The organism is Halomonas sp. A3H3 (assembly GCF_000982975.1).
Classification (GTDB): Bacteria; Pseudomonadota; Gammaproteobacteria; order Pseudomonadales; family Halomonadaceae; genus Vreelandella; species Vreelandella titanicae.
Genome location: NZ_HG423343.1, coordinates 1,311,262 through 1,334,582, shown reverse-complemented (window position 1 = coordinate 1,334,582; position 23,321 = coordinate 1,311,262). Strand labels below are relative to the sequence as shown.

15 protein-coding genes are annotated in these 23,321 nt (G+C 53.3%); 11 read left to right on the top strand and 4 right to left on the bottom strand.

Annotation, left to right across the window (positions count from 1 at the left end):
* Nucleotides 1-301: 301 nt before the first annotated feature.
* Nucleotides 302-5,695 (top strand): site-specific integrase, encoded by a 5,394-nt coding sequence (locus HALA3H3_RS05740; protein WP_022520363.1) that lies wholly within the window; start codon nt 302-304, stop codon nt 5,693-5,695.
* Here the strand turns inward: HALA3H3_RS05740 and HALA3H3_RS05735 are convergent.
* Nucleotides 5,692-6,564 carry a hypothetical protein gene (locus tag HALA3H3_RS05735; protein WP_022520362.1) on the bottom strand — a complete coding sequence of 291 codons (873 nt, stop codon included), beginning with the start codon at nt 6,562-6,564 and terminating at the stop codon, nt 5,692-5,694. The genes HALA3H3_RS05740 and HALA3H3_RS05735 overlap by 4 nt on opposite strands.
* An 838-nt stretch (nt 6,565-7,402) precedes the next feature.
* Here HALA3H3_RS05735 and HALA3H3_RS05730 point away from each other — a divergent pair.
* Nucleotides 7,403-8,611, top strand: a complete 1,209-nt coding sequence (locus tag HALA3H3_RS05730) for a M24 family metallopeptidase (RefSeq protein WP_022520361.1) — start codon at nt 7,403-7,405, stop codon at nt 8,609-8,611.
* Between the two features lie 363 nt (nt 8,612-8,974).
* Here HALA3H3_RS05730 and HALA3H3_RS05725 read toward each other — a convergent pair whose 3' ends face one another.
* A complete protein-coding gene (locus tag HALA3H3_RS05725) occupies nt 8,975-9,838 on the bottom strand; it encodes a LysR family transcriptional regulator (RefSeq protein ID WP_022520359.1) in 864 nt (287 codons plus the stop codon).
* Between the two features lie 269 nt (nt 9,839-10,107).
* Here HALA3H3_RS05725 and HALA3H3_RS05720 point away from each other — a divergent pair, with 269 nt between their 5' ends.
* From HALA3H3_RS05720 to HALA3H3_RS05680, 9 genes are all read left to right on the top strand, one after another.
* Nucleotides 10,108-11,556, top strand: a complete 1,449-nt coding sequence (locus tag HALA3H3_RS05720; protein WP_022520358.1) for a sodium:solute symporter family protein — start codon at nt 10,108-10,110, stop codon at nt 11,554-11,556.
* 698 nt (nt 11,557-12,254) lie between these two features.
* A complete protein-coding gene (glyA, locus tag HALA3H3_RS05715; protein WP_022520357.1) occupies nt 12,255-13,568 on the top strand; it encodes a serine hydroxymethyltransferase in 1,314 nt (437 codons plus the stop codon).
* Between the two features lie 26 nt (nt 13,569-13,594).
* On the top strand, nt 13,595-14,845 hold the full coding sequence (locus tag HALA3H3_RS05710) for a sarcosine oxidase subunit beta family protein (RefSeq protein ID WP_022520356.1): 1,251 nt from the start codon (nt 13,595-13,597) through the stop codon (nt 14,843-14,845).
* Nucleotides 14,846-14,857: 12 nt separating this feature from the next.
* Nucleotides 14,858-15,232, top strand: coding sequence for a sarcosine oxidase subunit delta (locus HALA3H3_RS05705; protein WP_022520355.1), 375 nt, complete (start codon nt 14,858-14,860; stop codon nt 15,230-15,232).
* Entirely contained in the window at nt 15,229-18,291 is a 3,063-nt protein-coding gene (locus HALA3H3_RS05700) for a sarcosine oxidase subunit alpha family protein (RefSeq protein ID WP_022520354.1), read from the top strand. The genes HALA3H3_RS05705 and HALA3H3_RS05700 overlap by 4 nt, the downstream gene beginning before the upstream one ends.
* The gene (locus tag HALA3H3_RS05695) at nt 18,284-18,934 is read left to right on the top strand and encodes a sarcosine oxidase subunit gamma (protein ID WP_022520353.1); all 651 of its coding nucleotides are present in this window, start codon (nt 18,284-18,286) and stop codon (nt 18,932-18,934) included. Before HALA3H3_RS05700 ends, HALA3H3_RS05695 begins: the two co-directional genes overlap by 8 nt.
* A gap of 105 nt (nt 18,935-19,039) precedes the next feature.
* Nucleotides 19,040-19,384: a cupin domain-containing protein gene (locus HALA3H3_RS05690; protein ID WP_022520352.1), complete on the top strand. Its 345-nt coding sequence runs from the start codon at nt 19,040-19,042 to the stop codon at nt 19,382-19,384.
* A 112-nt stretch (nt 19,385-19,496) separates the two neighbouring features.
* Nucleotides 19,497-20,363 carry a formyltetrahydrofolate deformylase gene (gene purU, locus HALA3H3_RS05685; protein ID WP_022520351.1) on the top strand — a complete coding sequence of 289 codons (867 nt, stop codon included), beginning with the start codon at nt 19,497-19,499 and terminating at the stop codon, nt 20,361-20,363.
* Between the two features lie 36 nt (nt 20,364-20,399).
* Nucleotides 20,400-21,779 carry an L-serine ammonia-lyase gene (locus tag HALA3H3_RS05680; protein ID WP_022520350.1) on the top strand — a complete coding sequence of 460 codons (1,380 nt, stop codon included), beginning with the start codon at nt 20,400-20,402 and terminating at the stop codon, nt 21,777-21,779.
* 537 nt (nt 21,780-22,316) lie between these two features.
* Here HALA3H3_RS05680 and HALA3H3_RS05675 read toward each other — a convergent pair.
* Complete coding sequence (locus HALA3H3_RS05675) at nt 22,317-22,607, bottom strand: hypothetical protein (RefSeq protein WP_022520349.1); 291 nt, start codon at nt 22,605-22,607, stop codon at nt 22,317-22,319.
* A 452-nt stretch (nt 22,608-23,059) separates the two neighbouring features.
* Nucleotides 23,060-23,321 (bottom strand): hypothetical protein (locus HALA3H3_RS27290; protein WP_238326069.1); only part of this gene is annotated, 262 nt, incomplete at its 5' end.

Sequence of the window (23,321 nt, the reverse complement as noted above, 5' to 3'; positions counted from 1 at the left end):
CTGGCTTTGGCTTTAGAATAAAAGCGAACCGATGGCCTTCAGGGGGGATGAGACGCTGAACCTGAGAGCTTTTCTGACTACTCTCACCGAACTCTAGGCAATAAAAAAAGGCAGACCAGTAAGTAACTGATCTGCCTTTAAAAATATTGGTAGCGGGGACCGGATTTGAACCGATGACCTTCGGGTTATGAGACTGATGATTTAAGGACATTTATTTTGTCCTTAAATGGTTTTAAATGGCTTTAAACCTTATGATAGAGCGGTTTTCGGCAAATGCCGCTTTTGGACGTAAGGGTTATTAATGACACGGGAAGGCGTAGGAGATTGTCACAGCCAGCAGCTGGAAGCAGTGACCGTAAGTCTCGGGAAGCGGTACCGCAAGCTAATAGCATGGGCGCACGAGGAGAATTTACTTGATGTTCTCCAGGTCATTTATCACGCCCTAGGACTAAGCCCCCGCAATGACGCGATTGCCAATCTTGTAAGGGAATGCTCTCACCCTGAATCTGTCGAGATTCTCTCGCTTTGGGCGGGCGACCCGATAGTCGATGAACTACAGCGGTTTGTTAACCATTTCAATGCATCGCCAGACATCTCTCGTGACTACTCACAGGTACCTCATGTCGGCACGGTTGAACAAAACAAACGTCAGTTTCAGGAAGGGGGTGTAAAAAATAAAACGTTTTTGATTACGTTGCTCACTAACCCGCTGGCTGATGGTAAGGCGAAGTCGACCGAAGGCTACCTGCTGTTTTGGCGTCGACTTTTGCGTTTATGGTTTTTGGTGCACGCAGCACAGCGTATCGCTCATCAAAAATGTATCGCGGATCGCAATATCAGTGATGCAGCACGTTTTATGACCTTAGGCCCCTACGATGAAAAATGGCATGTGGTAGACGCGCTATTAAGGCGGTGTCGCAGTTTTGTGGGGCAGCATGAGCCGACGCTTGAGCGTGTTAACGATGCGTTCATCTCTGCCGCCGATGAGGTGAGTCATGATTATCGTGATAACAAGAGCTATAGCCGCTTTTTCAACGCCATTACTGCTATTGCGCGTCAAGATGTTAATCCCATTAATCATGAGGCAATAGCATCTCTCTTGCGTATTGAACGGTTCTTGCCGACTGTCCTCCCACTGGTACACCAAGGTTATGACGAAAGCGAAGATACCGAGTACGAATTTTACGCGTATCAAAAAGAAGAAGATGCCGATCAAGACCCAGAGGATGAGGGGGTCTATGTTGCAAGGGTAGATCCCTCTGATAGCGATGCGGAACAACAATTAGCTAGCCGAAGCTATTTTGTCCAAACGGCAGAAGCATCGCATTTTTTGCCATGGAGCTGGGAAAAGCTACTGCCGCCAGAGCGAGAAAAGCTGCTTAGTTGGGTGGATCAATGCTTATTTTCAACCGATGAGGTAGAGCAGCTCGGCGCCGTGATGGTATGGCTGTCAGTTCGCTTCTCACGCTCGCTCTATTTTGCTGCACAGTTTCAGATAGATGATGCCCCGGGTGATGAGTGGACATTGACACGTGACTTTTCATCGATAGCGCGGAAATCACCTCGACGTGGGAATGCCTGGCAACCCAATAGCGAATCACTCGATTATGTTCACTCAATAAGAGAAGTGCTCTCCGTTGAACTGCCGGAACAGGTCACTGCGATCCTCCAGCGAGCCGCTAACGCGCAGCAAGCTTCGCTCGCCACGTTAGGGGATATGTGGGAGAACACTCTGCCTTTGGAACGTTGGTTTTATCAGCAGACCCAATTACATTTTCCCCGAGTAACGAGCGCTAAATTGGCGCAGGTCTGGGGACAAGCCGTCTTTGATAACACCCATGACCCCCATTTGGCGCGTCTTTTAACCGCTCACCCCAACGCAGGGTTGCCAGGCGCATGCAGCTATGCGACATGGGATATAACCGCGATCGAAAAAGGATTGTCTCTATCCCTCTCCGACTCAACGCCATTTCCCCCCTCCGTGAATCTGATTGGTAGCCGTCTCTCGCCCATCACGACGGTGTTGCGTCAAGAGATTACTAACGCCAGGGCAATGGTTGAAGGCAGCGCCGACGGTGACCTGATTCACTATCACAACGTCCTGGCTCAATACTGTGTCATGGGACTTTATGCAGCCTCGGGCGGCCGATATCTTAAAGATCCATTTGAGTCGCTGGGACACTTCAACCTAACAGCACGTTGTTTATATCTTAACGATAAAATCGACCAAGGGCGCCGAAGTAGCCGGATGGTGCCGTTACCAGACAGAGCGATCGAACTGTTGCAGTGTTACGTGACGCATTTGCAATGGCTGGCTCAAGTACTCAAAAACGTCAACGCTGCGCTGGCAGAAGCGATACATCAAACACTGGATAACAACGCTTTATCAGCACTTCCGCTGTTCTTCTTGTTGGATGATTCGCTGGTATGGCACTCCATGACAAGCACCGACTTGCCCGGGGTGCCTCTCTTTCAGTGGCCCTTGCCCGGCAACGTGTTTCGCCATCGCCATGCCCAACAGCTGCGTTTTTTGAAGGTGCCAGCAGAAGTGGTTGATGGGTGGATGGGGCATGCGGAGCGCAGTGTGGCGACCTACGGCGATTTTTCGCCGCGTTGCTGGACAGACGATGCGCACAGCTATGCCGATGCGGTGAACACCGCCTTTGATGAATTAGGTTTTTTTCCTCCCACGCTGCCTTCGGTGTTGCCTTTATTAACGCCTCCATCTAGCAGTGCTGAGGATCAGCACTATCAAAAGGCACTGGTGAACCGTCGGTTTGGTCAGTGCCAGCGAGAACACGAAAGACGCCAAACGATGGTGCGAGAACGTAAAGCGGCTGAAGCGGATATCGCAATATATATGAGCCGCAGAGCATGGGGGGAGCTGACACAGGACGATATTGATGTGTTAGTTCAGCGTATGCTGCATCGAAGTGGTTCGGTGATACATACCTATGCATCGCTACGGTTGTCAGTGCTGTTGCGGTGCTTGAAAGAGGAAGGCAACCGGCACCAGCACGGTATCAGTAAGCGCGTGGCAGAAGCGTCGGCTGAAAAATCGTTACTGTCCAGCAAGGCTTCAGAGACCCTTTCATTGTGGCCAGAGCTAAAGCGGTGGGCGGATAACATTCGAGCGAAAGTACTGAAAGCGCATTTTTCTAAATTGAGCGCTTTGAGCGTTGGGGCGCTTTTGTTGTGCTTAGAAAAACGCATTAGTTATCAACGTATGCTGCTAGATGTAGCCCGAGGGCGTAATTATCGACTCATTCAGCACAAGCAAGAGTATTTGCTTGAGTATAGCGAAAGCCTGGAACTGGACAATTACCTCGCACCCGTTCAGCGCCACCGTATCAGCTATAAGACGGCATCTTTGCTAGCCGCCGGGCAGCAAATTCAAAAAGAAATCGATCTAAACAAAGTGCTGATGCCAGCCACTATCACTCCACCCCCTGATGCATTGAAAGGGCATTTGCCGAACATAGCGGAGACAAGCGTTCAAGCCTTGTTTGCAAGCTTGGGTGACCTGATGGATCAAGTAAATCTCTTATCACTGCCTGGCATGGTGGCAGGCATGCTAGGTGGACGTGTTCTTTCGACGAGCTTACCGCTTCACGATGAGCTACGGATTCGAGACGGCGTTAGGTTAGCATTTCCTACCCACGGCGATAGCGCAGACAGTGAACTCAATGTGTCGGCCACAAAAACGTCTCGTTGGCGCCATCTCGACAAAGTGGAGCAGCAGGCCAATGCGCAACAGCTTTATGAAAATGTCCAAGAGGTTCTGAAAGGGTATACAAAGCGGCAATTACGCCAGGGGGCTTCGCAACTTGATAAGCTAAGCAGCGCATACGACGGGCACGTCAGTACCTGCGTCCTGCTATTAGTGCGGTGGATGAGTTTTATTATGCGGCGAGGCAAAATCGGCAAACGGAACGACTATGCGCAAAGCTCATTAACGCGGTATTTCTCAGCACTGAAATCAGCATTCGCCGAGATTGGCTACCAGGTGGATCTCCTCGATTTTGACGAAGAGGAGGTCACGCACCTTTACGCTAAAATGCTGACGTTCGTCGAGCTAACGTCGCAAGATGCGCACTACTTCAGTCATCGGTTGCGTGATTTTCATGCGTGGGTGGAAACGTTGGGGGTGGCAAGCCCCGATTGGCAAGAATTAGCTATCGAGAATGATCGCCGCAGCGTTCGCGCAGGGATGTTGATACAAAGTGAATACCTCCTGTGTCAGTCCGCTTTGCAATCAAAATGGCAAAGCCAACACGATGAGAAATTTCTGCTGTTAGGATTTGTGCTGTTATTAACGTTTCGTTTTGGGCTGCGCGCGCAAGAAGCAATAGGGCTACAGCGCAATGACTGGTGTGAGCATTACGGTATCCGTTGGGTGCTGGTGCGTGATAACGCGCAGCGCAAGCTCAAAAGCGACTCCAGTCGCCGCGCAGTGCCACTACTTTTTGCACTAGATCCAGCCGAAGAGGATCTCATCGATCATGTGTTAAGTCGCTTCCGCTCGCTGGCGGGTAACGATTCAAAACGCCCTTTACTGGGTGAACTTTACGCGAGCCAAGTCAAGCTCATTCACTGGGCAGCGCAGGTCAGCCCGGTGTTGATTCAGTTACTGCGCAAAGGTACGTCGAGTGGGGGAATGACGCTGCACCATTGCCGGCACGCGTTCTATAACACCTTAGCGCCCTCGTTATTTGGGATACAAACACCGCTAACAGAATCGATAAGCGGTCACCTTGATTCACAGTTCATACGTCAGCAGGTGTTGGGCCACTACAGTCATGTATCGCGACGCAGCGGTATGGCCACGGCGAGATTGATGGGGCATCGTCATCCGCGTACTGGATCGTTAAATTACAGTCACGTGCTAACGGATTGGGCGGATCAACTAACCCCCGTACGTCATGTGCGTGCAAGAAATATTGACGGTGTTTTAAATACCAAGACATTGTCGCGTATTGAAATGCCGGCGCTTGAAACAACCGATATTTCCGTTCGTTACACTCGTTTAAATTTTATGGTGTTATGGAAAGTACTACGGTTTGTAGGACTTGGCATGAGCTACGAGCGTGCAGGGGCGCACGTTAATCTTAATCCAGAGGATACAGAAGTCATTGCAAAAATCGTTCGCGACGCTGAATCACATATGCGATTTAAATTAAAAGGGGAAAGCGATGCTTGGGTAAGTGGGGCGAACCATCCCAATATTTTATTACGTCAAGTAGGCGAAAAGGCGTGGCGCCGACTTATTGAGCATGTAACAGGACTAGAAGAGAGCCGGTTGGTGAGCTTGGATGGTAGCGTCATTTTGGGTGAGTTACCTTTTTTAATCAGTAAGAATCGTCAGCTACTAATGAGTCATCAGCATCACTGGGCCTTTCTTATGCAGGTATTTTCTCTGTTTAATGTGCCAAAGCAATATATACAGATTGCCTTAAAAAATGCGCCTGAAGAGCTCGTCAAGATGCTAAAATCTAATGGCTTTTATCAAGAAAATAGCAGTAATAAGTTCCAGCTGGATCCGTTTCCGATTATTGTCGATAATGTGCTTGATCGACGCCAAGAATATGTCGGTATTGGTCTTAAAAGATCTCCGGAAGGAACGATACGCAACAGTCACGAGCTGTCTGTAGCCGTGCTAGCTTGTGGTCTCTTTGCGACACTAAAGAAAGCTTAGTTGTACGTATCTAACATTTCTTCGTTTTCACTGGTAAGCGTAAATTGATCCATTTCTATTAATGTGTTATCCACTTTCAGTTCTGTTAATGTATAGGAGGGTTTTTGCTTCATTTTTCGCGTGATCTTTTTTGCTTTGAAGCGGACATAAGATTCTTGGTAACTGGCTTCTAAAAATACCTTGAAGCCATCGGGGTGGGTGACGGTAAAATGCCTTACGTCACCTGCTTGTTGCAGACTGTCTTCAATGACGCGAAGTTCTATCCAATTTTGGGTTCTTGAAAAACCATCAGGAAAGCCAATGCCCTCGATATCAATGCTTGTTTTTTCGTCATCGTCTAGCGTAATAAAGTCAGAGTTAACGCAAAGAATCGACTCTTTTTCAATAGCGTCAATTAAGCTAAAACCATTCGCCGGAATTTTTGTATTTTTCCAACTTGATAGAAACATATTGCGGCGTTCGTCTAGAATTTCGAGCTCTTCTTTACTTAACCAAGATAGATCAAGGTTTTGACTAAAAAGGTCGTCATTAGGAAGAAGTTGTTGAATAATAAATAACGCCAGTGTGCGTGATTTTTCTATGATTTTTTGGGTGGTTTTAGAATCTTTAAAAGTGTCTAAAAAGAAAACAGCACCATCTTTATCATAAGGGTTTTCTGTACTGAAAAATATGGTTTTATATTTTATTGCGACACTATATTCTTTTTCAGTAATGCAGTTAAGACTGGCAGCAAGATATTTGATGATTTTTTCAATAGCAGAGTTTTTAATTTTATTTACATCAAATTCACAATAGTTTTCATATACACTTTCGATGGCGCTTGCATTGGGAGCGAGGATAATCACCTGGTTTTCTTTTAATTTTGACATGGTAAGCTCACCAATATTAACTATATGTATATACAGATAAACCTAGCAGCTGTGACACGTTGTCAATGGGTTAAATAACCGCGATTTTTGATGCTATTTCGCTAATTTAGTGCCATTGGTATAGTTTGGGACTGTTGCTTATAGTCATGAAAATGGGTTAGAAGCCTTGTGTTACCCACCAAGGTAGACGCTCGATGAGCTGCTTCATCAGTGTACCCCGGCAGCGCCTGAGGTCAGGCCCTGTTTTGGCTTGCAGTTAAAGTAGTTAAGTAGATTCATGCCAGACTCATCCCTTCTTCAGTAGCGGCCTGATTTAGAGTCAAAAGTACATGTATCAGTTTTTACAGTTGTCTACATAGGTTGATACACCAGCCCCTTGTATGGTCATTTGAGGCCTCCCTGTCGATTTGAATTCAAACATTACGTATAGCGTCTTTGATTTACAGCACGCCTAACTAATACCACAGGAACTCGTCGATTGGGGTTTTATAGCCCAATATTTCTGAGTATTTTTTCAGCTTACCAACGAATTTTCCGTTGGCTTAAAATGTGAGCTTACTAAATGCTGTCGTCTTTTAAATATTGGTTATGTCAGGCCTATGGTTTTCTCGTATTTAATCCGTAAGCAATTGAATTAAAATAGTATTTCATCTGCTAATGGTTGCATTTGCACTAGTCATTGGTACTCCAAATTGATGCTGGCCATATTCATTCCTACTAGCAGAAAAGAGCGCTCTTCATTGAACCTGATGAAAGTTGCGCTATGGCACGGATTAGCGCAAATACCGTCCAGGCTGGTACGGCGATTACGATAAATTACAAGAGTGGAGACAACTACATGCAACTGCCGTCACTAATTGAGATCCCTAATGGCGAAAAGGTGATACCGACCTTCTCGGATAGCGAAATGAAGGATCGGCTGGCGCGACTACGCGACTACATGGCGAAGGAGAATATCGAAGCAGTGGTATTGACGTCCTACCATAATATTAACTACTTCAGCGATTTCGTTTACTGTAAATTTGGTCGTGACTATGGTCTGGTCATCACCCAAGATCGCTTTACAACCGTGTCTGCCAATATCGACGGCGGGCAACCCTTTCGCCGCAATCACCTGGGCGACAATATCGTTTATACGGACTGGCAGAAAGATAACTTCTTTAATGCTGTTAAGCAGCTCTGCGCAGGCAACCGTCGTATTGGTGTTGAGTTCGACCATATGACGCTGCAGAACCAGCAGAAGCTGCTGTCCGTTCTAGATGGCGTGGAGCTAGTCGATATTGGCGTGCCCAGTATGACAATGCGCATGATTAAGTCTGCTGAAGAAATCGCGCTTATTCGCCAGGGTGCCCGTATCGCCGATGTTGGTGGTGTGGCCGTGCGCGATGCTATTTCGGCCGGGGTTCCGGAGTATGAAGTGGCGCTGGCCGGCCAGGCTGCTATGGTGCGCGAAATCGCTAAGACTTACCCGAACAGTGAGCTGATGGATACCTGGGTGTGGTTCCAATCGGGTATCAATACCGACGGTGCCCATAACCCGGTGACCAGTCGCCGCGTGCAGCCGGGTGATATTCTGAGCCTGAACACCTTCCCGATGATTTCAGGCTACTATACCGCCCTTGAGCGCACCCTGTTCCTGGGCCATGCCTCTGATGAGCACCTGCGTCTCTGGCAAGCAAACTGCGAAGTTCACCGCCGTGGCCAAGAGCTGATCAAGCCTGGGGTACGTTGCTGCGATATTGCTCATGAGCTCAACGAGATCTTCGCCAAGCACGACCTACTCCAATATCGTACTTTCGGCTATGGCCACTCCTTTGGCACCCTCAGCCACTACTATGGCCGCGAGGCAGGCCTTGAACTACGTGAAGATATTGAAACGGTTCTTGAGCCCAATATGGTGGTTTCAATGGAGCCGATGATTACCGTACCAGAAGGCCGCGCGGGAGCTGGCGGATACCGTGAACACGATATCTTGGTTGTCAACGATCATGGGGCCGAAAACATTACCGGTTTCCCCTACGGCCCAGAGCACAATATTATTAAGTAGGCAGTGCCTGGTTCTGGACTAGGGTGACAACTATTTGTGTCAAAGCGACTGATGCGTTGCATCAGTCGCTTGAAGTGAGTCCAATCTCGGCTGAGATCTCTACTGATTCATCGACTATCTGCGTGTTTGAATCAGGTTCTTGAGACGCACCAGCGGAAAGGCGGTGCCAGGCGTTAAGGAACTGTGCACCGGCAATTTCATCAGCGCGATCCTTGCCACTATAGGGGTTCATTACATGGCGAATACAAATGGCTGTTTCCGTTCTTCAAGCCAGGGCCGAAGGCGGCAGTTGCCGCTATAAAAGGTACTTAGTGCTGCACTAATCTATTCATATCCCCTAAGGCTGATGGCTTTTTTGGATTTCTATAAGCTGGCAATCCCCGTGCGCAGAAATTCAAGGACATGCTGAGACGCTACATTTAGCTCACGATCTTTGTAATACAACCCAATGCACACTTTCTCAAGACTCGGCAGGCTACTGTTGCTAACCGAATACTTCAGGTGTTCTGGAATCACCGAACTGGCCATTGCTGTAATTCCTAGCTCTTCCTCAACGGCAGAGAATATGCCCAACAAACTAGTACTTGTGTACATGAAGCGGAAAGCGCGTTGCTGTTGCTGTAAGCCTTCTTCCATAATAGAGCGATAGACACATCCCTGCGGATAGGCGATTAGCGGTATCGGTTCGTCATAGTCTTCGATGACTCGGCTGTTTCTGCAGATCCATTCTAGATTTTCTATCCGGTAATCACGTGCATCTCTGTCTTCGTTCTGCTTGGCGCGCTCCATGGCCATGGCAATATCATAATGCCCCTTCTGATATCGCTGGAGTATGACTTTGCTGATCTCACAGTCGACTTCCACTATGATGTTGGGGTGGACGCGGGAAAGTTTTCTCAGTGCTTTAGGAAGAAAAGCCAGCTCGAAGTCATTGGGTATGCCTAGTCGAACTTTGCCGGATACATTATCCCCCCTAACTTTAGCAATAATTTGATCGTTTATTACCAAAATGTTTCTTGCGGATTCATAGAGATAATCTCCATCTTCGGTCAATTCGAGACTAGAGCCTCTCAAAAATATCTTGGTATTCAATATTTCTTCTAATTTTTTTATTTGAAGACTGATAGCTGGTTGCGATCGACCAAGTTGTTCTCCAGCACTAGTAAAGCCTCCAAGGTCCTTGATCGTAACAAATGTCCTCAAAAGGTCTGTAGGAATATTAGTCATTGTCCTGCCATTTTATTATCTGATGCAGCCATTAAGTATACAAATTGGCGGGCATCACGCATGAAAAATACATTATAGAGGCCGAAGTCGGCAACTTAACAGTGCGACTGCCACGCCAAATCTATAACAAGAGGGTAGAAACATATGAATTCCTGGGTGTTAACCACTTTTCTGATACTCACCTGCTACATGTTGATACATGCTGGTGCTGCCTACCTCCGTAGGGAGTTGAAAAGAACAAACTCTAACAACTCGATAAGGAGGTGATCATGGACGTCTATAAGATGTTCAACTGGGGACTACTGACCCTCACGTTTGGCCTACTGATCTATCTTGGCTACCTATCCTCAAAATACATGAACAAAAGCGAAGAGGGTGGTTTTTTGTTGGCGGGGCGCTCACTTGGGCCCTTCGTGGCGGCGGGTACCATCGTAGCGACGGGATTCAGCGGCTGGGGCTTCATGGGCTCCCCCGGAGTAACTTACCAGTTTGGGGCCATAGAAGTACTGGGCAACTTCTTCTTTGCTCCGGCCATGATGATAGCCGTACTCTACTTCGCGAAATTCCTCCAGCATCGTGCTCTCGAAATGGGCAGTAACACAATCCCCGAGTATATCGCACAAAGCCACGGCAGTGGTGCTATGGGGAGGGTGCTACAGGGTGTTTCTGCCTTCATTACTATCCTACTGCTGCTGGTGTTCCTGACGAGTCAGATAAAGGCCGTAGGCCTACTGGGCGCTGGCTGGCTAGGTATCGAACTCAATCAAAGTGCATTCTTGATGGTCTCAGTGATCATTGTTTACACCATGATGGGGGGGCTTGCGGCGGTGGCTTGGACGGATACCGTGATGGTCTGCGGTATGGCCTTAGCAGCTGTGATCATCCTGGTGCAAATGCTTACCTCGGTAGATATTGGCACGTGGGAAGCATCGCTGAATGCCATAGACCCAGAGCTTCTCAACCCAACCACGGGGGCGCACTATGGTGACTCCATCGGTACGGTGTTCTTAGTGTTGCCATACGCCTTCCTGTTCGCCTCCGTACTTCCCTACATGGCGGTGCGCTTCCTGGCCATGAAGCCCGACGTCAAATTACACAAAGTGGGAGTCTACGTGGCCATTCTTGGGGCGCTGCTGAGCCTGATTCCAATCGTAGGTTTGTATGTGCGCATGCAAGTGCCCGATCTGGCGGATCCCGATATGGCCATGCCGGTCTACCTTGAGCGCTTCATGCACCCAGTCATCCAGGGAGTCATCACGCTGTTCATCATTTTCGCAATGAAGTCCACTGCTAACTCTCTGCTACACACTGTGGCCTCGGCGACCTCCCACGATTTACGTCTGTCATTGTTCGGCTCGAAAGCAGGCATGGGGCAGGCGCTGATGATCAACCGTCTGGCAGTGTTGGTATTGGGCATAGTGGCCCTATTGATGATGCTCTATGCGCCGCCATTCATGCTCTCCTGGCTGGGTATACTCGGGTCTGGCACCCTGCTAGCCAGCATGATCGGTCCAGTGTTCATATCCACTTTCTGGCAGGGTAGTGCATGGGGCGCTCTCACGGCTATGCTGGCGGGCTTTTTCATTAGCGGCTACATGATGCTCTTCTCCGATGTGGGCTGGTTAATCGGCCCATTGACCGGGTGCGTCGTCTCGGCTGCTTGTTATGTGGGTGTTTCATTAGTGACCAGAAGGCGCAAATTCATTCAGCTAACCTGATGCCGCTTATCTATTCTGGAGTCTATTTTTGCAGCTCCTGAACTGATATCAATTACAAAACGGTTCGCACCGTTGGCTCTCATGGCCTGAGTCCGTTACTACTAAGGACTCAGGCCTTATAAGTGCTTGAACTGAAGTTTTCGAGAAATGTTGGAATCAGATATCTCTCACGGATGAACCTCTCCCATGTCGGTATATAGGTGATATCCCCCATATCCCCCATATAGCCCTGATAGGGCTTCTCTGCGACGACGCGTCTGGCGCAATCCGAAAGTGCCGCTTTAACGATTATTCTTCATTCATCACCGGGCAATGAAATAAGCTAGTTATAGTTATTTTATTGTTTCCTTCATGCTGAAATCTACTTAGATATTAATATACCACCAGTACCTTGAACTGATCGTCGTACTTGTACCATATAGAAACTCCTTGAAGGTTGGATTGGGCGTTCAACTTTACAGGGGGTATTTAACTTTACAAGGGGGGTTCAGGTTTATAGGGAGTGTCCAGCTTTATAGGGGCGTTCATGTGCCGAGAGTTTGCCCTTTTCGTAGTTAGACGATCGTTTGGCTGTAACGCCACATCGTTTAGTCACCACTTATCACGTCATTTGTCATTTTAATTGGCTCTTGGTCGCTATCGAAAATAGATTGTAGCTATGGGGCATTTGTCAGAATCCAACAATAAAGGACTTTTCCATGAACCATTCCTCTCTTTCAGTTTTTGATTCCCAAATTGCTGCGGCCATCGCTGCGGAGGTTGTTCGGCAAGAAGCGCATATTGAACTAATTGCCTCTGAAAACTATGCCAGTAGTGCTGTTATCGAGGCCCAGGGCACGGTACTTACGAATAAATACGCAGAGGGCTATCCCGGCAAGCGCTATTACGGCGGCTGTGAGCATGTTGATGTGGTCGAACAGTTAGCGATAAGTCGTGCTTGCGATTTGTTTGGTGCTGAGTATGCCAATGTGCAGCCTCATTCGGGTGCTCAGGCTAATGCAGCGGTATTCATGGCACTCATCAAACCTGGCGACACTGTGTTAGGAATGAGCCTAGCGCATGGGGGGCATTTGACCCACGGCGCCGCGCCTAATTTTTCCGGGAAACACTACCACGCCGTGCAGTATGGGCTGAATCTGGAAACTGGTGAGATCGACTACGAAGAGGTCGAGCGGTTGGCGCGTAGCCACAAACCGAAGATGATCATTGCCGGTTTCTCTGCCTACGCTCGGGTGGTCGATTGGCGCCGCTTCCGCTACATCGCTGACGAAGTCGGCGCATGGTTGATGGTCGATATGGCTCACGTTGCTGGGTTAGTTGCTGCTGGCCATTACCCGAGCCCTATCCCCCATGCTCACGTGGTGACTACCACTACTCATAAGACATTGCGCGGTCCGCGTGGTGGGCTGATCCTTTCTGACCATGGGGATGCCGCTCTCTATAAAAAGCTAAATGGCGCGGTTTTTCCTGGTCAGCAGGGCGGTCCGTTAATGCATGTTATTGCCGCTAAGGCGGTCGCGTTTAAAGAAGCTATGAGTCAGGATTTTGTGAAATATCAGCGGCGTGTGATCGACAACGCTCGGGCTATGGCCAAGGTGTTCATGGATCGCGGCTACGATGTTGTCTCCAAAGGCACCGATAATCATCTCTTCCTGGTCTCTCTGATCAAACAGGGCATCACCGGCAAGGACGCTGATTTAGCACTCGGGCGGGCTCATATTACCGTCAATAAAAATGCTGTGCCTAACGATCCTGAGAGCCCCTTCATCACTTCTGGCCTGCGTATCGGCACGCCTGCCGCTACAACACGTGGGTTCGATGAAAGCGAATGCGCCGAATTAGCCAGTTGGATCTGCGACATCCTGGATGTCCTTGCAGAGCAGGGCAGCACTGAGGCCGTTGAAAGTGAGGTCCGTGAAAAGGTCGCTGAAATTTGCGAGCGCCATCCGGTTTATTCCGCTCAGCCAGCCGATGAGCTCGAGGCCAAGGAGATGGCCTCTTCCAAGCTGTAATCGCCTTCACGCATCAGGAGAGATTCATGCAACGCTACTCAGGCTTCGGACTGGCCAAGCACGCGCTCAGTCATCATGAAAATTGGGAACGCCAATGGCGCAACCCCATCCCCAAGAAACAGTATGACGTGATCATCGTTGGCGGCGGCGGCCATGGCCTAGCCACCGCCTACTACTTGGCCAAAGAGCACGGCATCACCAACGTGGCCGTGGTCGAAAAGGGCTGGCTCGGCGGGGGTAATACCGCGCGGAACACCACTATCGTGCGCTCCAACTATCTGTGGGATGAATCCGCGGCGCTCTATGAACATGCGATGAAACTGTGGGAAGGGCTTTCCCAAGACCTCAACTACAACGTCATGTTCTCCCAGCGGGGCGTGCTCAACCTGGGCCACACCCTGCAGGACATGCGCGATATTCAGCGCCGGGTCAATGCCAACCGCCTGAACGGCATCGACGGCGAAGTGCTGGACGCCAAGGGTGTGCAGGAACTGGTGCCGATCATGGATTGCTCGAAGAACGCCCGCTACCCGGTGCTGGGTGCCTCCTGGCAGCCGCGTGCCGGGGTGGCGCGCCACGATGCCGTGGCCTGGGGCTATGCTCGGGCCGCCGACGCCCTCGGCGTCGACCTGCTGCAGAACACCGAGGTCACCGGCTTCAAGATCCGTGACGGTCGCGTCTACGGGGTTCACACCAACCGCGGCGACATTGAGGCGAAGACCGTTGGCTGCGTGGCCGCGGGCAACTCCGGCGTCTTGGCCAAGATGGCGGGTTTCAGGCTGCCTTTAGAGTCTCACCCTCTGCAGGCCTTAGTCTCCGAACCGCTTAAGCCGATTCTTGATACTGTCGTGATGTCCAACCACGTGCACGGTTACATCAGCCAGACCGACAAGGGCGACCTGGTGATTGGCGCCGGCATCGACAGCTATAACGGCTACGGTCAGCGCGGCAGCTATCCCACCGTTGAACATACACTGCAGGCTATTGTGGAAATGTTCCCAATATTTTCCCGTGTGCGCATGAACCGCCAGTGGGGCGGTATTGTCGACACCTGCCCAGACGCCTGTCCTATTCTCTCCGCCACTCCCGTGAAAGGGCTCTACTTCAACTGCGGTTGGGGCACTGGCGGCTTCAAGGCCACCCCAGGCTCGGGTCACGTCTTTGCCTGGACCCTGGCTAAGAACCAGACCCATCCGCTTGCGGCTCCGTTCTCCATCGACCGTTTCCACACCGGTGCTCTCGTCGACGAGCACGGTGCGGCCGGCGTTGCTCACTAAGGAGGCAACCCCATGTTTCTCATCTACTGCCCCTACTGCGAAGAGCACCGCGAGGAAGAGGAGTTCCACCCCAAGGGCCAGGCGCATATCGCCCGCCCAGCGGACCCCGAGGCCTGCTCTGACAAGCAGTGGGGCGACTACCTCTTCTTCCGTGACAACCCACGAGGGATTCACCACGAGCTGTGGGTGCATTCCGTCGGCTGTCGCAAGTTCTTCAACATCACGCGCAACACCGTAACCTACGAGATTCTCGCGACCTACCGGAACGGTGAGCAGCCCCGCTTCACCGCCGAGCATCCCGAGGGCAAGCCTGCCGATAAAGTCGCCGCCGATAAAGTGGCCGCCGAATCGGAAGCGGTCTCGCGTCAGGAAGGAGTCAAGGCATGAACCAGTCGTTGCAACAGCCGAATCGTCTTCGTGAGGGCGGGCGCATCGATCGTGCTCGTACCCTGAGCTTCACCTTCAACGGCAAGCGCTACCAGGGTCATGCTGGCGACACCCTGGCCTCGGCGCTGATGGCCAACGGGGTGGACATCGTCAACCGCAGCTTTAAGTACTCCCGCCCCCGCGGAATCGTTGCCGCCGGCGCCGAGGAGCCCAATGCGCTGATCCAGCTTGGCAGCACCGAGGCGGCCCAGGTGCCCAACGTGCGTGCCACCCAGCAGGCCCTGTTCGACGGCCTGGTAGCACGCAGTACTAACGGCTGGCCCAACGTCCAACGCGATGCAATGGGCCTGGTCGGCAAGCTGGGCGGACGCTTCATGCCGCCGGGGTTCTACTACAAGACCTTCATGGCCCCGGCCTCTATGTGGATGACCTACGAGAAGTTCATCCGCAAGGGTGCCGGCCTAGGCCGCAGCCCCATGGAGCGTGATCCGGACAGTTATGACCACTTCAACCAGCACTGCGACCTGCTGGTGATTGGTGCTGGTCCCGCCGGCCTGGCCGCGGCGCTGGCCGCGGCACGCGGGGGCGCCCGGGTGATCCTCTGCGACGAGCAGGAGGAGTTGGGCGGCTCGCTGCTCGACAGCCGTGAGCTGTTCGATCACCAGCCGGCCACCCGGTGGGTTGCACAGGTGCTGGAAGAACTCGCCAGTCTCGACAATGTCACCCTGTTGCCGCGCACCACCGCCCACGGCTACCACGACCACCACTTCGTGACCCTGCACGAGCGGCGCACCGAGCATCTCGGCGAGACCGCGCCGGTGGTCGACGGCGTCTGCTCTTCCCGATCGCGGCTGCATCGGTTGCGCGCTGGCCAGGTGCTGCTGGCCACCGGTGCCCACGAGCGCCCGCTGGTTTACGCCGGCAACGACGTGCCAGGCAACTTGGTTGCCGGAGCCGTCTCCACCTATATCCGCCGCTATGGCGTGGTGCCGGGCAACAAGCTGGTGCTCTCCACCAGCAATGACCACGCCTATCGCGCCGCCCTGGACTGGGATGAGGCCGGCCGCGAGGTGGTGGCCATTGTCGATGCCCGCCAGGCGCCAGGCGGCGAACTGGTGGAACAGGCCCGCGCCCGCGGCATCCGCATCATCGAAGGTTCGGCCGTGCTCGAAGCCAAGGGAAGTGCGCGCGTGAGCGGTGCCCGAGTGGCCACCATCGATGCCTCTGCCTTCAAGGTCACCGGCCAAGCCGAGACGCTGGTCTGCGACACCATCGCCACCTCCGGCGGCTACAGCCCGGTGATCCACTTGGCCTCCCATACCGGTGCCCGGCCGACCTGGAACGACGAGCTCCTCGGCTTCGTGCCCAGCCTGGTGAAGGGCGTGCACGCCGCCGGCAGTGCCCGTGGCGTCCACGACTTGGCCGAGGGGTTGGCCGATGGCGTTTCTGCAGCGACAAAGGCGCTGGACGCGCTTGGTCAGTCGGCCGGCAGCGTCGAGCTGCCCCAGGTCGATGCCCGCCGCGAAGGCAAGGCCTGTGCGCTCTATCAGGTGCCCCACGAGAAGCCAACTCTGCGCGCGCCCAAGCAGTTCGTCGACCTACAAAACGACGTCACTGCGGCAGCCATCGAACTGGCCACCCGCGAGGGCTTTGAGTCTATCGAGCACGTCAAACGCTATACCGCCATGGGCTTTGGCACCGACCAGGGCAAGCTGGGCAACATCAACGGCATGGCCATCGCCGCGCGCTGCCTGGGCAAGTCGATCCCTGAGGTGGGCACCACGGTGTTCCGACCCAACTACACGCCCGTCACCTTCGGCGCCATCGCCGGCCGCCATTGCCGCGAGCTGTTCGACCCCGAGCGCTACACCGCCCTGCACCAATGGCACGCGGAGCACGGCGCCGAGTTTGAAGACGTTGGCCAGTGGAAGCGCCCCTGGTACTTCCCACAAGTACGCGCCGAAGCCGTTAACGGCGAACGCGAGAGTATGGCGGAGGCGGTGGCCCGCGAGTGCCTAGCGGTACGCGAGAAGGTCGGTATCCTCGACGCCTCTACGCTTGGCAAGATCGACATTCAGGGGTCGGGCGCCCGGGAGTTCCTGAACCGCATCTACACCAACAAGTGGGCCAAGCTCGCGGTTGGCCGCGCCCGCTACGGACTGATGTGCCGGGACGATGGCATGCTGATGGACGATGGCACCACCAGCTGCCTGGGCGAGAACCACTTCCTGATGACCACCACCACCGGCGGTGCTGCTGGGGTTATGGAGTGGCTAGAACTCTGGCACCAGACCGAGTGGCCCGAGCTCGACGTCACCTTCACCTCGGTGACCGACCACTGGGCGACCATGACAGTGACTGGGCCCGAGGCGCGCCATCTGCTCGCCGAGATCACCGATATCGATCTTGATCGTGACACCTTCAAGTTCATGGACTGGCGCGAGGGCAAGGTGGCCGAGGTGCCGGCGAGGGTCTTCCGTATCTCCTTCACCGGCGAGCTCGCCTACGAGATCAACGTCCAGGCCAACTACGCCATGCACGTCTGGAAGACTCTGTTCGAGCACGGCGAGAAGTACGGCCTCACACCCTATGGAACCGAGACCATGCACGTGCTACGGGCCGAAAAGGGCTTCATCATCGCCGGCCAGGAGACCGACGGTTCGGTGAGCCCGGAGGACCTGGGGATGCAGTGGGCCATCGGCTACGACAAGCCCCATTCCTGGGTGGGCAAGCGGGCCCTGTCGCGCTCCGATACGCGGCGCACAAACCGCAAGCAGTTGGTGGGTCTCAAGCCGAGGGACCCGTCGGTGGTGCTGGAGGAGGGCGCCCAGATCGTCTTCGACCCTGACCATCCGATTCCCATGCCTATGGTGGGGCATGTGACTTCCAGCTACTACAGCCCGACGCTCAAGAGCGGCTTCGCCCTCGCCGTGGTCAAGGGTGGCCAGTCGCGCATGGGCGAGACTGTCTACCTGCCCATGGCCGACGGCAAGACCCACGCCGCGGAAATCGTCGGCCCGATCTTCTACGACCCCAAGGGAGAGCGCCAGCATGTCTGAGCAAACTGCTACCTGGTTCAACCTCTATGATGCGCGCCCCGCGGCCGAGGTGTCGGCCGAGTCGCCGCTGGCCTGGGCTTACCACAAGGCCAGCCGGCCGAGCGTCAGCCAGAAGAGCCGCGTGGTGCTGCGCGAGCGCGCGATGCTTGGTCACCTGATCCTACGCGGCGGCGCCATCGTCCTCGACGAGGCCGTCCACCGGGTACTTGGCTTCGGCCTGCCGGGTCGTCCCAACGGCCTGACCCGAGATGAGAGCGGTGAGCGCTCGATCCAGTGGCTGTCGCCTGACGAGTGGCTCGTGATCGTCCCCGGCGGCGAGGAGTTCTCCCTGGAGGGCAAACTGCGCGGGGCCCTGGCTGATGCCCACTACGCCATCGTCAACGTCAGCGGCGGCCAGACTCTGATCGAGCTTGAGGGTGAGATGGCCCGGGAGCTCCTGATGAAGTCAACGCCCTATGACGTCCACCCGGACGCTTTCCCGGTGGGCAAGGGGGTCACTACGGTGTTTGCCAAGGCGAACCTGATCCTGCGCCGCCCCACTGAAGAACGCTGGGAGCTGGTGCTGCGGCGCAGCTTCGCCGACTACTGCTACCGCTGGATCCTGGACGCCGGAAGTGAATATGGCATTGGTGTAGAACGCTGAGCAAGGCCGCTCCTCTGCTCGTTACTTGCTACGAGTAGGGGAGCGGCAACGCCGTCGCGTTCTGGATATTCGATCTGATAAACAAGACGTTTTAAGGAAAACATAATGACCGACAAGATTAAGTTACTGCGTAACGCACAGCCAGAAGTGCTTTTAGATGCCAGCTCCTGGGAAAAGATGTCTGGTGACCCCCATACCGTCAATCTCAATGCTTACGCATCGGCAGATGGGACTAAGACGATGGGCACTTGGATCTGTACGCCAGGCAAGTGGGCGGTAGATTACCAAAAATGGGAATACTGCGATTTTCGTGAAGGGTACTGCATTTTGACACCGGAAGATGGCGAGCCGATCCACCTGAAAGCCGGTGATATCTTCATCGTTGAGCCTGGTTTTAAAGGCACTTGGGAGGTCGTAGAAACCGTTCGCAAGTATTTTGTTTTTGCCTGACCGTGTGGTGATGCTTTTTCAATAAATAATAGAGCCGATACCTGGATTCTGATCGTCTGATGAAAAATCCACGTGGAATTTTTAGGCTAACTATAACAAGGGAGATAGCGTGATGGGCCCCAAAGAAAGTAGTTGGATCCTCGCGGCCCAATGCCCGAGCCGGCTCGGTACCGTGGACGTGGTGACGCGTTTCCTCAAAGAGAGCCGCTGCTACATCACAGAGCAGCACTCCTTCGATGACCGGCAGGGCGGCGGTTTCTTCATCCGCACCGAGTTCCGGCCGGTGGATGAGGACTTCAACGCTGGGGCCTTCGAGGCCGGCTTCGCCGAGCGCGCCGCCGAATTTGGCATGACCTTCGAACTGACCGCTCCGGGCTCTCGGATGCCGGTGGTGATCCTGGTCTCCAAGGCTGATCACTGCCTCAACGACCTGCTCTATCGCTACCGCATCGGCCAGCTGCCCATCGAGATCCGTGCCATCGTTTCCAACCACCCAGACCTGGCGAACCTGGCGGAGTGGCACGATATCCCCTATCACCACTTCCCGATCACGGCTCAGACCAAGGCCAAGCAGGAGGCTCAGATATGGGAGGTGGTCGAGGCGACCGGCGCCGAGCTGGTGATCCTTGCCCGCTACATGCAGGTACTCTCAAGCGAGATGTGCGAGCGGCTCAGCGGCCGCGCCATCAATATCCACCATTCGCTGCTGCCAGGCTTTAAAGGCGCACGGCCTTACCATCAGGCCTATGAAAAGGGCGTCAAGCTAGTTGGTGCCACTGCCCACTATATCAACGACGACCTGGACGAAGGGCCGATCATCACCCAGGGCGTGGAGCCGGTCAGCCATACCGACTACCCGGAGGATCTGGTGGCCAAGGGGCGCGATGTCGAGTGTTTGACCCTGGCTAGGGCGGTAGCGCTCCACGTGGAGCGTCGCGTTTTCTTACATGCAAAACGCACCGTTGTATTTGATCGCTAACACATATAACTACAATTATTTTAAAGGGTGAGAAGCATGTCAATTAGCGTTTTTGAATTGTTCAAAATCGGCATTGGGCCCTCAAGCTCGCACACAGTGGGTCCCATGCGGGCCGCCTTCGACTTCGTCGGTGAACTCAACGACCGGTCATTGCTAGAGCGCGTCACGCGCCTTGAGATCCAGCTTTTCGGCTCTCTCTCAGCCACTGGTATCGGCCATGGTACTGACCGCGCGGTGATTATGGGGCTGATGGGCGAGCGGCCGGACCGCATCGATCCAGCCCTGATCGACTCCTACATCGAGGAAGTGCAGGCGTCCGAGACGTTGCGCCTGGATAGCCGCCACAGTGTGCCATTTCTGTGGCGGCGTGACATGCAGTTCCACCCTGACTGCCTGCCACACCACCCCAATGCCATGCGGCTGATTGCCTACGATCACGGCAGCGAGCTCTATCGCAATACCTACTACTCGGTGGGCGGCGGGTTCGTCATCGACGAGGCTCAGGCGGTAAAGGGAGATTTCGATGCCGATGCGGCCCAATTGCCCTACAACTTCCAGACCGCGGACGACCTGATGCGCATGTGCCGGGAGAGTGGCCTGTGCATCAGCGAGCTGATGCTGGAGAATGAGAAGGTGTGGCGCAGCGAGGCGGAGGTCCGTGACGGGCTGCTGACGATCTGGGCGTCTATGCAGGCATGTGTCAAGAAGGGCATGGAAGCCGAGGGCGTTCTGCCCGGCGGGCTCAACGTCCGCCGCCGCGCCAAAACCCTATACCAGTGCATGCTGGCTAGCAAGGACGACCACTCGCTGATCGCCTCGACCATGTCGGCCATGGACTGGGTCAACCTGTATGCCCTGGCGGTCAACGAGGAGAACGCCGCCGGCGGGCGAATGGTCACCGCACCCACCAATGGCGCGGCAGGCATCATCCCCGCCGTGCTGCACTACTACATGCAATTTCGTAAGGGTGCCGACGAGCGTGACGTGGTTGACTTTCTGCTTACCGCTGGCGCTGTGGGTGTCTTATGCAAAAAAAATGCTTCTATCTCCGGCGCCGAGGTAGGCTGCCAGGGTGAGGTCGGTTCAGCCTGCGCCATGGCCGCCGCTGGCCTCGCCGAATTGATGGGCGGTAGCGTAGCTCAGGTGGAAAACGCCGCTGAGATTGGACTGGAGCACAACCTGGGACTGACTTGCGATCCCGTGGGTGGATTAGTGCAGGTACCCTGTATTGAGCGAAATGCCATCGCCTCGGTAAAAGCGATTAATGCTGCACAAATGGCATTAAGGGGTGATGGGGAACACTTTATTTCTCTGGATAAAGTCATTCGCACCATGCGTGACACAGGCGCAGATATGCAAGAAAAATATAAAGAAACTTCGATGGGAGGGCTGGCTGTGAATGCGATTGAATGTTGAAAAGCAAGAGGGTTATTCAAGCCTGAATTATCTGAAGCAATTTCACCCCACCGCTTAAAAAAATAATCAATCATTCACTCGGGGGCTGCCCGGCGACCAAGAAGCCAAAGCGATCGTCCAAATTTCAGTCTGGGTCTGGATATACTGGCCAAAGGGGTTAAAACCAGAGAGCAGAAACATCACCTCCAACCCCTGGCCGGTGATGCAGGGTAAGGTGTTTTTTTGCGCTAAGCTGCTTTCGTCCGCGTAATACCTTCATGTTACTGATCGGAGTTAGTTGACCTCTACCACTTACCCTCATCATTGAGGTAGCTAAAGGCTACACTACCTTTAATCGTCATTACTCCGTTTCGGTTCTAGCCCCCAATTTCTCCATAGTAGATACAGTTGGCTCTGTCGTTAGCCAATAGGAGCCAAATGATGACACGTTTCCAAAGTAAGGTTGCTGGAGTCTCTCTTTAATCCACGTAATTTATAGCTAGCAGCGCTACAGCTGAGCCATTTATTGTGGCGTTTTTGTCGTATGATAGTTTAACTCTACTGGAGCATATTTTGCTCGGAAGAGGCCAGCTGATACCTCATTGCCCTGTAGCCTTTCTTGCGTTTTCGGAACATGGGTTCAAGCATTGGCAGGCCAGTATCAAGGTAGTCATAGACAGTGGTTTCCTGCTTGCCTTCAACCGCTCGGTGGATCCGGCCAGCGTACTGCGACAGCGTTCCTTTCCAGGCGATGGGCAGGGCTAAAAACAGCGTGTCTAACCGAGGCAAGTCAAAACCTTCTCCGATGTATTTGCCAGTTGCAACGATAACCTGAGCTTTATGTAACATGTAACTGCGCTTCCGCCGCCTGGCGTTCTCTTACACGCATCCCACCACGCAACACAATCGACGTTATGGATTTAGCGTAGCGTCCAGCAGCGCTGCCAATGTCTCAGCATGCTCTCGTCGTTCCGTCAGGAGAAGACAGTTTGCCTGGTTGTTCACATAAGCGGTGGAAGGCGCGGGTGGGCGTAAGTTACTGCTTACGATAAATATTATATATGGATAGGTGCTTATTAATGTTCCAACGTTTCATTGGAACGAGGTTTTTGGCGAGGGAAAATAAATCCTAGTATCCATTGCAGTGCCAGCGGCCAACAGTGCTGCCAGTGTCTCGGCGTGCTCTCGTCGTTCCGAAAGGAGAAGACAGTTTGCCTGATTGTTCACATAAGCGGTTGTGGAAGCCGCGGGTGGGCGTAAGTTATTGCTTACGATAAATGTTATATATGGATAGGTACTTATTAATGTTCCAACGTTTCATTGGAACGAGGTTTTTGGCGAGGGAAGATAAAGCCTAGCAACCATTGCAGTGCCACGTAAATTATCGAGAAGATCAGCGGTAGCATTGCCTGGAGTGTAGGCTCAGCAAGGACTATATCCCACGGCCCCGGCTCCATTTCCACGAGATGCACACCGAATCGGCTAACCTGCAACCTCTTGCCGGTGGCATGGCAAGCAACTTCTATACCCGACGTATTTAGCCCCGCCACAGAGAATACGCAG

What these genes read in the sequence shown, in the direction of transcription:
- HALA3H3_RS05690 (WP_022520352.1), top strand. Translation starts at nt 19,040, where the DNA reads ATGACCGACAAGATTAAGTTACTGCGTAACGCACAGCCAGAAGTGCTT.
- HALA3H3_RS05735 (WP_022520362.1), bottom strand. Translation starts at nt 6,564, where the DNA reads ATGTCAAAATTAAAAGAAAACCAGGTGATTATCCTCGCTCCCAATGCA.
- HALA3H3_RS05725 (WP_022520359.1), bottom strand. Translation starts at nt 9,838, where the DNA reads ATGACTAATATTCCTACAGACCTTTTGAGGACATTTGTTACGATCAAG.
- HALA3H3_RS05720 (WP_022520358.1), top strand. Translation starts at nt 10,108, where the DNA reads ATGGACGTCTATAAGATGTTCAACTGGGGACTACTGACCCTCACGTTT.
- HALA3H3_RS05675 (WP_022520349.1), bottom strand. Translation starts at nt 22,607, where the DNA reads ATGTTACATAAAGCTCAGGTTATCGTTGCAACTGGCAAATACATCGGA.
- HALA3H3_RS05695 (WP_022520353.1), top strand. Translation starts at nt 18,284, where the DNA reads ATGTCTGAGCAAACTGCTACCTGGTTCAACCTCTATGATGCGCGCCCC.
- HALA3H3_RS05740 (WP_022520363.1), top strand. Translation starts at nt 302, where the DNA reads ATGACACGGGAAGGCGTAGGAGATTGTCACAGCCAGCAGCTGGAAGCA.
- HALA3H3_RS05705 (WP_022520355.1), top strand. Translation starts at nt 14,858, where the DNA reads ATGTTTCTCATCTACTGCCCCTACTGCGAAGAGCACCGCGAGGAAGAG.
- glyA (WP_022520357.1), top strand. Translation starts at nt 12,255, where the DNA reads ATGAACCATTCCTCTCTTTCAGTTTTTGATTCCCAAATTGCTGCGGCC.
- purU (WP_022520351.1), top strand. Translation starts at nt 19,497, where the DNA reads ATGGGCCCCAAAGAAAGTAGTTGGATCCTCGCGGCCCAATGCCCGAGC.
- HALA3H3_RS05710 (WP_022520356.1), top strand. Translation starts at nt 13,595, where the DNA reads ATGCAACGCTACTCAGGCTTCGGACTGGCCAAGCACGCGCTCAGTCAT.
- HALA3H3_RS05680 (WP_022520350.1), top strand. Translation starts at nt 20,400, where the DNA reads ATGTCAATTAGCGTTTTTGAATTGTTCAAAATCGGCATTGGGCCCTCA.
- HALA3H3_RS05730 (WP_022520361.1), top strand. Translation starts at nt 7,403, where the DNA reads ATGCAACTGCCGTCACTAATTGAGATCCCTAATGGCGAAAAGGTGATA.
- HALA3H3_RS05700 (WP_022520354.1), top strand. Translation starts at nt 15,229, where the DNA reads ATGAACCAGTCGTTGCAACAGCCGAATCGTCTTCGTGAGGGCGGGCGC.